This window comes from Streptomyces sp. NPDC002643, assembly GCF_053592555.1.
Window position 1 is genome coordinate 88,577 of sequence record NZ_JBSFVY010000002.1, and the last position, 12,044, is coordinate 100,620.

The window sequence follows — 12,044 nt, forward strand, 5'->3', positions numbered from 1 at the left end:
CCCTCGGCATTCCGGATCACGGACTTCATCCGAACGGGGGTTCATCAACCATGTCATTCGACGTGATCGGAAAGAGCCGGGCGGAGAGGGTGGGCTGGCACAGACCATGGTCACTGGCGGCCGTCCTCGCGCTGTCGCTCGTGGTACCGACGGGGCTCGCTCCTCTCGCCCAGGCGAAAACCGGCGGCCTGGGCCGTCCCGATGTGCCCGAGCAGCGGGTGAGCAAGGTCAAGGCGGTCTTTGGGCAGGGCGCGAAGAAGGCCCGGCAGAAGGTCGCCGAGGACAAGAAGGCCAACGCCCGGCAGGCCGAGAAGGCACGGGCCGAGCGGGAGACGGCCTGGCCGAAGGCGGGCGAGGCGACCGTGGAGCTGACGGCCGACGGCAAGGGTGAGGCCTCGCCCGGCGGTCTGCCGCTGGCCGTCACCCCCGAGTCCAAGGCGCTGGCCGGGGACGGGACCGAGGCACATGTCTCGGTGCTGGACCAGAAGGCGGCGGACAAGGCCGGCGTCCTCGGTGTGCTGCTGTCCGTCGAGGCGAGCGCCGCCGGCTCCGTCGATCTGAGCGTCGACTACAGCGGCTTCGCCGGCGCGGTGGGCGGCGGCTGGGCCCAGCGGCTGGGCCTGGTGCGGCTTCCCTCCTGTGCGCTGACCACCCCGGAGAAGGCGGAGTGCCGCGAGCAGAGGCCGCTGAAGTCCCGCAACGACACATCGGACCAGACCGTCTCCGCGCGGGTGCCGGTGGCCGAGGCCGAGAACGGTATGTCGACGCAGCTCGCCGAGACATCCGCCTCCGTGCTCGCGGTCACCGCGACGGCCGCCACGGGCGAGTCGCCCTCCGGCCTCGGCACCTACACGGCGACCCCCCTGGCGGAGTCCTCCAAGTGGGAGGCGGGCGGCAGCTCCGGCTCCTTCACCTGGTCGTACGACTTCACGATGCCGCCCGCCGCGGCCGGACCGGTGCCCGGGCTCTCGCTGTCGTACGACTCGGGCGGCATCGACGGGCGCACCGCGTCGACGAACAACCAGAGCACCACGGTGGGTGAGGGCTTCGCGCTGACGGAGTCCTACATCGAGCGCTCGTACGGCAGTTGTGACCAGGACGGCCATGAGGACGTCTTCGACCAGTGCTGGAAGTACGACAACGCCCGGCTGGTGCTGAACGGCAAGAGCAACCAGCTGGTCAAGGACGGCACTTCGGGCGAGTGGCGGCTGAAGGACGACGACGCCTCGAAGGTGATCCGTGACACCGGCGCGGACAACGGCGACAACAACGGCGAGCACTGGACCGTCATCACCGGCGACGGCACCAAGTACGTCTTCGGCCTGGACAAGCTCGACGGCGCCGGCGACGAGCGCACCAACTCCACCTGGACCGTGCCCGTCTTCGGCGACGACTCCGGCGAACCCGGCTACGACGCCGGTGACTCCTTCGGCGACCGGGACGTGACCCAGGCCTGGCGGTGGAACCTCGACCACGTCGTCGACACCCACGGCAACGCCGCCACCTACTGGTACGCCAAGGAGACCAACCACTACAAGAAGAACAAGGCGACCACCGCCAACGCCTCCTACACGCGCGGCGGTTACCTCAAGGAGATCAAGTACGGTCTGCGCAAGGGCGCGCTGTTCACCGATGACGCCGACGCCAAGGTGACCTTCTCCTACGCCGAGCGCTGCACCGCCTCCGACTGCGCCGAACTGACCGAGGACACCGCGGAGAACTGGCCGGACGTGCCCTTCGACGCGATCTGCGCCAGCGGCGCCGACGAGGAGGACTGCAAGACCTCCGCCCCGTCCTTCTTCACCCGCAAGCGCCTGACGGACATCAACACCTACTCCTGGTCCGCCGCCACCAGCGCCTACGCGGCCGTGGACTCCTGGGCGCTGACCCAGAAGTACCTGGACGGCGGGGACATCGGCGACTCCAGCGACCAGACGCTGACGCTGACCTCGATCAAGCGCACCGGCAAGGCGGGCACCGACATCGCCCTGGACCCGCTGTCCTTCACCTACCAGATGCGGCCGAACCGGGTGGACGGCGTCGACGACATCCTGCCGCTGACCCGCCCCCGACTGTCGACGATCACCTCCGAGACGGGCGCGATCACCACGGTGACGCTGTCCTCGCCGGAGTGTGTGCGCAGCGAGGTCGTGGACGCCGCCGAGGACACCAACACCCGCTCCTGCTACCCGCAGTACTGGAACATCAACGGCGGCTCCGAGGCGTCCGTGGACTGGTTCCACAAGTACCGGGTGCTCGCCGTGGTCGTCTCCGACCCGGCCGGCCAGAACGACGCCGTCGAGCACTCCTACGCGTACGAGGGCGCGGCCTGGCGCCACAACGACGACCCCCTGACCCCCGAGGACGAGCGGACCTGGTCCGACTGGCGCGGCTACCGCCAGGTGACCTCCTACACCGGGGCCACCGACGTCACCCGGTCCAAGACCGTCTCGCTCTACCTCCAGGGCATGAACGGCGACAAGAAGAAGGACGGCACCACCAAGTCCGTCACCCTCGCCCCGCTCACCGCCCCCGACCTCGGCATCGCCTCGACCACCGACAGCGAGCAGTACGGCGGACAGCTGCGCGAGGAGGTCACCTACAACGGCTCCACCCCCGTCACCGTGACCGTCAACGACCCGTGGTCCAAGGAGACCGCCCGCCAGGACGTGCCCGACGCCTCCGACGCCGTGGCCCGCTTCGTACGGACCGAGCAGACCACCACCCACACCTATCTCACCGGCCCCAAGACCTGGCGGGCCCGCGCGACCACCACCGGCTTCGACTCCTACGGCATGGCCGTCACCGTCGACGACTCCGGTGAGGTCGGCAAGGGCGGCGACCAGACCTGCACCCGCACCTGGTACGCCCGCAACGCCGACGCCGGCATCACCAGCCTCACCTCACGGGTGCGTACCGTCGGCCGCTCCTGCTCCGTCACCGACGCGAACCTGAGCCTGCCGGCGGACTCCGGGACACGCGGCGACATCCTGTCCGACTCCGCCACCGTCTACGACAGCCCGACCGCCACCGCCTGGAGCGAGAACCAGCAGCCCACCAAGGGCGCGGCGACCTGGAGCGGACGCGCCACCGGCTACCCGACGACGGCGACGGACGGCCAGCGCCCGCCCACGGGCTGGCAGACCACCGGCACCACCACCTACGACACCCTGGGCCGCACCCTCTCCACCGCCGACTCGGCGGGCAACGCGACCACCACCGCGTACACCCCGACCGACGCGGGACCCCCGACCAGGACCGTCACCACCAACGCCAAGGGCCACCGGACCATCAACTACCTGGACCCGAGGCGCGGCCAGGCCGACCGCAGCTACGACGCGAACGCCAAGAAGACGGAGTTCACCTACGACGCGCTCGGCCGGCTCACCGCCGTATGGCTGCCCAACCGGAACCGGGCCGCCGACCAGAGCGCCAACGGCACCTTCGCCTACCACCTCAGCAACACCGAGCCCTCCTCGGTGTCGACCTCGACGCTCAAGGCCGACGGCGAGACCTACAACACCACCTACGAGATCTACGACGCCCTGCTGCGCAAGCTGCAGACCCAGGCGCCGAGCCCCCAGGGCGGACGCCTGCTGACCGACACCCGCTACGACAGCCGTGGCCTCGCCTACGAGACCTACGAGGAGATCTTCGACAGCACCAGCACCCCGAACGGCACCTACACGCGCGCCGAGTACGGCGAGGCGCCCAAGCAGACGGAAACGGTCTACGACGGCGCCGAGCGGACCACCGCCAGCACCCTGTACGTCTACGGGGTGAAGAAGTGGACCACCACCACGAGCCACACCGGTGACTCCACCGCCACCACCGCGCTCCAGGGCGGCAGCGCCCTGCGGACCGTCACCGACGCCCGCGGCCGTACCGTCGAGACCCGTGAGTACGAGGGGACCAGCCCGGCCGACGCCGACTTCGGCACCGGCCCCGGGACGGCGTACGCGTCCGTGAAGTTCGGCTACACGCTGGACGACAAGGAGAAGTCGATCACCGGCGCCGACGGCTCCGCGTGGACCTACGGCTACGACCTCTTCGGCCGCCGTGTCGACGTCGACGACCCGGACAAGGGCAAGGCCGAGACCGAGTACAACGCCCTCGACCAGGCGATCGAGGCGACGGACGCGCGCGGCAGGAGCATCCTGACCGCCTACGACGAGATCGGCCGGGTCACGGGCACCTGGGCGGGGTCGAAGACCGACGCCAACCAGCTCACCGCCCACACCTACGACACCGTCATCAAGGGCAAACCGGCCTCGTCCACCCGCTACGTCGGCGGCAGGACCGGCACGGCGTACACCAAGACGATCACCGCCTACGACAGCCAGTCACGCCCCGTCGCCACCAAGCTGGAACTCCCCGCCGACGACCCGCTCGTCAAGGCGGGCGCCCCGTCCGTCCTGGAGTCCACCAGCTACTACAACATCAACGGCACCCTGCAGAACACCCAGGAACCGGCACTCGGCGGCCTGCCGTCGGAGACCGTCGGCTACGAGTACACGGGCCTCGGCAACGTCACCTCGATCAGCGGCAGCACCGGCTATCTGCTGGACGTCGCCTACTCCGCCCTCGGCCAGGCCCAGCAGCTGACCCTGGGGGTCGCGAACACCGAGGCGCACAAGAAGGCCTACGTCACCAACACCTACGAGGAGGGCACCGGGCGGCTGACCCGCAGCCATGTCACGGACCAGACCCACCCGTACATGCTGCAGGACCTCAACTACGCCTTCGACCAGGCCGGCAACGTCACCTCCATCGCCGACCCCGCCACCCTCGGCGGCAGCAGCGCGGCGGAGACCCAGTGCTACGCCTACGACGGACACCGCCGGATGACCGAGGCCTGGACCCCGGCCTCCCAGAACTGCGCCGACACCCGCAGTGCCTCCAGCCTGTCCGGTCCCGCACCGTACTGGACCAGCTACACCTACGACGCGGCCGGCCAGCGCACCGGCGAGACCACGCACACCACGTCCGCCACCACCACGACCACCTACTGCTACGAGGGGGACAAGCCGCACGCCCTGACCGGCACCAGCACCGACGCCGACTGCGCCGCGCCCGACGAGGTCTACGGCCACGACGAGGCCGGCAACACCGACAGCAGGCCCGGTGAGACGGCCGCCCAGGACCTCGACTGGTCCGACGAGGGCAAACTGGCCAAGATCACCGAGGGCACCAAGGCGACCGACTACCTCTACGACGCCGAGGGCACCCTGCTGATCCGCGCCACCTCCGGCGGCGAACGCGTCCTGTACGCCGGAGCCACCGAACTCCACCTGCGGGCCGACGGCACCATGTGGGCCCAGCGCACCTACGGCTCCGGAGACCTCACGGTCGCCGTCCGCAGCAACGAGTCCGGCGGCAACAAGCTCTTCTACCTCGCCGGTGACCACCACGGCACCCAGAGCCTCGCCCTCACCGCCGACACCCAGGCAGTGATCAAGCGCCGTACGACGCCCTTCGGCGCGGAACGCGGCACCACCACGGGAGGCGACTGGCCCACCGACAAGGGCTTCCTCGGCAAGACGACGGACGACACGACCGGGCTGACCCATATCGCGGCTCGCGAGTACGACCCCGGGATCGGCCAGTTCATCAGCGTCGACCCCGCGCTGGAGTCGGACAAGCCGCAGACCATGAGCGGCTACGCCTACGCGGCCAACAACCCGGCCACCTTCAGCGACCCGACCGGCCAGATCCTCATGGAGTGCCACACCGGCGAGATCAAGTGCGTCGGCGGCAAGCCCGTCACCTCCAAGACGAAGACCCCCCGCAGCAGGAGTGGGGGCGGAGGCCAGAGCAGCTCAGGCACAGCCTCCGGCTCCGGCGGCACGGGCCACTACGTCGTGGGCAGCGCCCAGGAGCCCTACGTCTACTACAAGGACGACTTCCCCTACGACCCCAGCGCCGAGGCCACGGCGAGTGACTACACTGCCTGGCTCAAGTGGCAGGGCAAGAACACCGGTGCCTTCTGGTGCAGTTGGATCAGCGCCTGCGACACGTTCGGGGCCGAGGACGGCAACCTGAGCGACGCGGTCGCCATGTACGCGCACTACATGGGCGGCAGCGGGCTGGACGCGGAACTCGACTACGAGAAGGCGTACGACCAGGACAAGGGGATTCGCGCGGCGGTGGACGAGGAGATCGCGCTGGCCCAGACCTGGGCCGAGAAGATCCAGAAGAGCAACAAGAAGTCGACCTTCGACATCACGGGCAAGGCGACCAACGTCGGCGGCAGCCACTACCCGGAGACCGAGAACTGGCAGAAGGCCATCGGCGAGCACAAGATCTGGGGAAGCGCTTCCGTGAAGACCAGCGGTGACTCCTTCACCATGCGGATCACCATCCGCTCCAAGGACCGCTACGACTTCAACAAGGGGATGAGCGACATCGCGAGCGGAACCCCCGACGAGGTCAACGGCAGATTCGCCACCCTCGGCTGGGCCAAGCCCTTCATCAGCCGAGGGACGGTCACCCGTGAGGTCACCTGGCGGCGCGGCGACATCCTGGGCTCCACGTCCGTCTCCGGCGGAGGCCGCTAGTGGGAGCCCGAACCGGCGCCGCACTCAAGGGCGCGCTCGTCGCCGCCGCGATCCTCTCGGTGGGCTCCTGCGGTTCCTCGGAACCGCAGGGGTCCGCCCCCGGGACGGACAGCGCCTCGGCGGGCTGCGAGATCCGTGACACCACCCAGCAGGTCGCCGACCGCTTCTCCGCGCTGGGCGAGGTCATCACCACCGAATGGTGCGCGATGAACCTCACGACCGACCCGTCCCGCGCCCCCGGCCCGAGCGACATCAGGATGGTCGGCTACTTCGAGACGACGGCCGAGGCCATGAAGACCGTCCTCGACGCCCCGGACAGGACCTTCGAGAAGGCCCAGCCCGAGGACATCCCTGATCCCCTCAGCGGTTCCGTCACCGGGAAAACCGAGTGGCTGACCAGCCCCGAGGTGAACGAGGAGATCACGGCCGGCCTGTACACCGCGACGTTCTACTTCGACCGCGCTTCCAACAGGGTCCTCTTCGACACCATCAACCCGAGGAGAACCGAGGACGAGGGGACAGTGGTCGGAGGCTGAGGGCCGAGGTGGGGGCCTGCGGCCCGATGACAGAAGCGGGGGGCCGCGCCCCCGCTTCTGTCAGGGGCGCGGGGCTGTATCGATATGCGGCTCCGCCGCGTGGGCGCGACCAGCCCCCACCCACCCGCAGCCGAACAACTCCGCACGAACGCCGGCTGCCGCCCCGGCCCGAGGGCACCCCATCATGGTCACCCGGCGGAGCCGTTAGGCTGGACCTGTGGCAGTCGTCGATGTATCCGAAGAGCTGAAGTCCCTCTCCTCGACCATGGAGTCGATCGAGGCCGTCCTGGACCTCGAAAAGCTGAGGGCAGACATCGCTGTGCTAGAGGAGCAGGCGGCCGCGCCGTCCCTGTGGGACAACCCCGACGAGGCGCAGAAGATCACCAGCAAGCTCTCCCACCTCCAGGCGGAGGTGCGGAAGGCCGAGGCGCTCCGCGGTCGTATCGACGACCTCGCCGTCCTCTTCGAGATGGCCGAGGAGGAGGACGACCCGGACACCCGCGCCGAGGCCGAGGCAGAGCTCGCCCTTGTCAGGAAGGCGCTGGACGAGATGGAAGTCCGGACCCTGCTGAGCGGCGAGTACGACGCCCGTGAGGCCCTGGTCAACATCCGTGCCGAGGCCGGTGGCGTCGACGCCGCCGACTTCGCCGAGAAGCTCCAGCGCATGTACCTGCGCTGGGCCGAGCAGCACGGCTACAAGACCGAGGTCTACGAGACGTCGTACGCGGAAGAGGCCGGCATCAAGTCGACCACCTTCGCCGTGCAGGCGCCGTACGCCTACGGCACGCTCTCCGTGGAGCAGGGCACCCACCGGCTGGTGCGGATCTCGCCCTTCGACAACCAGGGCCGCCGCCAGACCTCCTTCGCGGGTGTCGAGATCCTGCCCGTGGTCGAGCAGACCGACCACATCGAGATCGACGAGTCCGAGCTGCGGGTCGACGTCTACCGGTCCTCCGGGCCCGGCGGCCAGGGCGTCAACACCACCGACTCGGCGGTCCGCCTCACCCACCTGCCCACCGGCATCGTCGTCTCCTGCCAGAACGAGCGGTCGCAGATCCAGAACAAGGCCACCGCGATGAACGTCCTCCAGGCCAAGCTGCTTGAGCGGCGCCGCCAGGACGAGCAGGCCAAGATCGACGCGCTCAAGGGCGACGGGGGCAACTCCTGGGGCAACCAGATGCGTTCGTACGTCCTGCACCCGTACCAGATGGTCAAGGACCTCCGGAACAACTACGAAGTCGGTAACCCCGAAGCCGTGTTCAATGGCGAGATCGACGGCTTCCTGGAGGCCGGAATTCGCTGGCGCAAGCAGCAGGAGAAGTAGTAGGGGTCCACGCGCCCGGCGCAAACAGCTCTTTGTCGACAAGGCAACTGCCGCCCCCTGGTCGGTAGTTGCCTTGTGTGCGTGGGGTTGTCTGGGTTTTACGTCACAACCACATCCCTTCACCATGGTCAAACCCTGTGGAACGGGACATCGCGTACGCAACGACCTTGACGTTGCTGAGAAAACTGGGAAGGCTGGCGCGTGGCATGCGCATTACTGGGGCGCATGTGAACCGGGGGTCGTAGAAGCGAAGCCACTTCCCCTGTTGATCGCGGCCCCGGGCGCTGCTCCATCTACTGAAGAGCTACTGGGGGTAGCAGCCATATGACGAAGAAGACACGGGTCCGTGTGGCGCGTATAGCCGCGGGTGCCGTGATCGCCGCAGGCGCGTCACTGACCGCCGCGGGTGCCGCTTCCGCACTCGACCTCAACGTCGGCATCGGGGTCGGTACCGATAACGGCGTCTCCGCCAACGTCGACGCCTCGGTCAACACCGGGAACACCGACGGCGGCACCACCGGTGACAACACCATCATCGGCGCGACCAGCATCGGTGGTGCCACGACCGACGGTGGGGCGACCACGGATGGTGGCGCGACCACCGACGGTGGTGCCACGACGGACGGTGGGGCGACCACGGACGGCGGTGCCACGACCGATGGCGGGGCGACCACGGATGGTGGCGCGACCACCGACGGTGGCGCCACGACGGACGGTGGGGCGACCACGGACGGCGGTGCCACGACCGATGGCGGGGCGACCACGGACGGTGGCGCGACCACCGACGGTGGCGCCACGACCGATGGTGGGGCGACCACCGACGGCGGCTCCAGCTCCAACGGCGGTGCCACCTCCAACGGCACCGGCAACGGTGGTGCCACCTCCAACGGCACCTCCAACGGCACCTCCAACGGCACCGGCAACGGCGGCGGTTCCTCCACCTCGGGCGGTTCCAGCGACGGCGGTTCCACGACCTCCGGCGGTTCCTCGACCGATGGCGGCTCGACGGACGGTGGCTCCGGCACCGACCCCGACGGCGGCAACGACGAGGTCGTCCAGCAGGAGGGCTCCTCCGCGCTGACCGACACCGGTTCCGAGACCGAGGCCCAGGGCACCGGCAACGGCGGCGAGCTGGCCGAGACGGGTGCCGCCGAGACCACGTTCCTGCTGGTCGGCGCGGCCACGATGATCGCCGGCGGTATCGGCTTCCGTCTGCTGCCGCGTCTGATGGCCGGCCGCGGCGCGGCCGCGTAAGCGTTCCGCGCGGACAGCCGACGTATCAAACGTGAGGCCCGGGGCAGCCAGCCCCGGGCCTTCGTCGTGTCCTCGGAGGTGTCGACGCCGCTATGCCGTCTGGTGGGCCAGCAGCGCCACCGCCGCTATCAGGATCGCCAGCAGGGCGATCAGGGTCATGGGGCTCAGGGCCGCGAAGGGGTTCTCCTGCTGGAGTCGCTCGCGGCTGGCCCGGCAGACGTGGCAGCGGCCCTCGGCGACGGGCGATGCGCAGTTCGCGCACACCAACCGGTCGTACGTCATGCGCCTCGCCCTCCTTGCAATGGCCTCACTCACACATTCCTTCAACGTACGGGGGAGCCGGAGCGTTCCGCTGTTTCGCTGCCGGTCCTCTACACCACTGTGCCAGGTTCCCGCGATTTAAGCGCGGGGTCCCTTGCAGGAGGGGGTTGTGACGCCTCGGGTGGGGTGGTTTCGGATGGTTTCGCGGCTGCGGGCCGTGTGTGGTTGCTCGCGCAGTTCCCCGCGCCCCTTAGGGGGCGCGGGTAGCGGTACAGTCACCGTCATCCCATCCCCGACGGCCTGTGGTGCATCCGTGATCCGATTCGACAGTGTGTCCAAGGTCTACCCGAAGCAGACCCGCCCCGCCCTCAGGGATGTGTCCCTGGAGGTCGAGAAGGGCGAGTTCGTGTTCCTCGTGGGGTCCTCCGGCTCCGGAAAGTCCACCTTCCTTCGGCTGATCCTCCGGGAGGAGCGGTGCAGTCAGGGGCAGGTGCATGTTCTGGGCAAGGACCTCGCGCGGCTCTCCAACTGGAAGGTCCCGCAGATGCGCCGCCAGCTCGGGACGGTGTTCCAGGACTTCCGGCTGCTGCCCAACAAGACGGTCGGCGAGAACGTGGCCTTCGCCCAGGAGGTCATCGGCAAGTCCAAGGGTGAGATCCGCAAGTCCGTGCCGCAGGTGCTGGACCTCGTCGGTCTCGGCGGCAAGGAGGAGCGGATGCCGGGCGAGCTGTCCGGTGGTGAGCAGCAGCGCGTGGCCATCGCGCGGGCCTTCGTCAACCGGCCCAAACTGCTCATCGCCGACGAGCCCACCGGCAACCTCGACCCCCAGACCTCCGTCGGCATCATGAAGCTGCTCGACCGCATCAACCGCACCGGCACCACCGTGGTGATGGCGACCCACGACCAGAACATCGTGGACCAGATGCGCAAGCGCGTCATCGAGCTGGAGAAGGGCCGTCTCGTCCGCGACCAGGCGCGCGGCGTCTACGGCTACCAGCACTGACCGCGCCGCCACCTCTGGCGCATCCTTCGTAGACGTCCACGGAAAGGCCTGATCAGACGCCATGCGCGTGCAGTTCGTCCTGTCGGAGATCGGTGTCGGTCTCCGCCGCAACCTCACGATGACCTTCGCGGTCGTCATCTCGGTCGCCCTCTCGCTCGCCCTGTTCGGCGGCTCGCTGCTCATGCGGGACCAGGTGAGCTCCATGAAGGGCTACTGGTACGACAAGGTCCAGGTGTCGATCTTCCTGTGCAACAAGGCCGACGCCGAGGCCGACGCCAACTGCGCCCGGGGTGCCGTCACCACCGAGCAGAAGGATGAGATCAAGTCCGACCTGGGCAAGCTCGACATCGTCGAGAAGGTCTACTACGAGTCGGCGGACCAGGCGTACAAGCACTACAAGGAGCAGTTCAAGGACTCCCCGCTGGCCGCGTCCCTCACACCGGACCAGATGCAGGAGTCGTACCGGATCAAGCTCAAGGACCCCGAGAAGTACAAGGTGATCGACACCGCCTTCTCCGGGCGGGCCGGGGTGCAGTCGGTCGAGGACCAGCGCGATGTGCTGGAGAACCTGTTCAATCTGCTGGGCGGTATGAACGTCGCCGCGCTCGGTGTGATGGGTCTCATGCTGATCGTGGCGCTGCTGCTGATCGTCAACACCGTGCGGGTCTCGGCGTTCAGCAGGCGGCGGGAAATCGGGATCATGCGCCTGGTGGGCGCCTCGGGCTTCTACATCCAGGCGCCGTTCATCATGGAGGCCGCGATCGCCGGGCTCATCGGCGCCGGATTCGCGGGCAGCCTGATCCTGGCCGGCAAGTACTTCCTGATCGACCAGTGGCTTCAGCAGAAGATCCCCCTGGTCACCTTCATCGGCTGGGACGTCGTCCTCTCCAAGCTGCCGCTGGTCCTCGCCATCGGCCTGCTGATGCCGGGCCTCGCCGCCTTCGTCGCCCTGCGCAAGTACCTGAGGGTCTGACCCGCTCGGGAGCGCCGAAGGGCCTCGCGTCCGGGCGGGTGCGACCCGCTCCGGGGGCGATGCGCAAGTACCCGAGGGTGTGACGCATGCCAAGGGGGCCGTACCGGCAAGCGCCGGTGCGGCCCTTCGCGTTGTC

General features: G+C 68.8%; 7 protein-coding genes. 6 read left to right on the forward strand and 1 reads right to left on the reverse strand.

The genetic code is table 11. From position 1 onward, the window contains the following. Nucleotides 1-50 precede the first annotated feature (50 nt). From ACWD4G_RS02895 to ACWD4G_RS02910, 4 genes are all read left to right on the forward strand, one after another. A complete protein-coding gene (locus ACWD4G_RS02895) occupies nt 51-6,557 on the forward strand; it encodes an RHS repeat-associated core domain-containing protein (RefSeq protein ID WP_451290365.1) in 6,507 nt (2,168 codons plus the stop codon). Beyond that, on the forward strand, nt 6,557-7,093 hold the full coding sequence (locus tag ACWD4G_RS02900; RefSeq protein WP_451290366.1) for a hypothetical protein: 537 nt from the start codon (nt 6,557-6,559) through the stop codon (nt 7,091-7,093). The genes ACWD4G_RS02895 and ACWD4G_RS02900 overlap by 1 nt, the downstream gene beginning before the upstream one ends. Before the next feature lie 217 nt (nt 7,094-7,310). Further along, the gene (gene prfB / locus ACWD4G_RS02905) at nt 7,311-8,417 is read left to right on the forward strand and encodes a peptide chain release factor 2 (RefSeq protein WP_451290368.1); all 1,107 of its coding nucleotides are present in this window, start codon (nt 7,311-7,313) and stop codon (nt 8,415-8,417) included. A 324-nt stretch (nt 8,418-8,741) separates the two neighbouring features. Continuing rightward, nucleotides 8,742-9,671, forward strand: coding sequence for a hypothetical protein (locus ACWD4G_RS02910; RefSeq protein WP_451290369.1), 930 nt, complete (start codon nt 8,742-8,744; stop codon nt 9,669-9,671). Nucleotides 9,672-9,761: 90 nt separating this feature from the next. Here ACWD4G_RS02910 and ACWD4G_RS02915 read toward each other — a convergent pair whose 3' ends face one another. Further along, nucleotides 9,762-9,953 (reverse strand): hypothetical protein, encoded by a 192-nt coding sequence (locus ACWD4G_RS02915; RefSeq protein WP_189786824.1) that lies wholly within the window; start codon nt 9,951-9,953, stop codon nt 9,762-9,764. A 292-nt stretch (nt 9,954-10,245) separates the two neighbouring features. Between ACWD4G_RS02915 and ftsE the strand changes: the two genes are divergently transcribed. Next, nucleotides 10,246-10,935, forward strand: coding sequence for a cell division ATP-binding protein FtsE (gene ftsE, locus ACWD4G_RS02920; RefSeq protein ID WP_451290370.1), 690 nt, complete (start codon nt 10,246-10,248; stop codon nt 10,933-10,935). Between the two features lie 61 nt (nt 10,936-10,996). Then, nucleotides 10,997-11,908, forward strand: a complete 912-nt coding sequence (ftsX, locus tag ACWD4G_RS02925) for a permease-like cell division protein FtsX (RefSeq protein WP_451290371.1) — start codon at nt 10,997-10,999, stop codon at nt 11,906-11,908. Nucleotides 11,909-12,044: the final 136 nt, after the last annotated feature.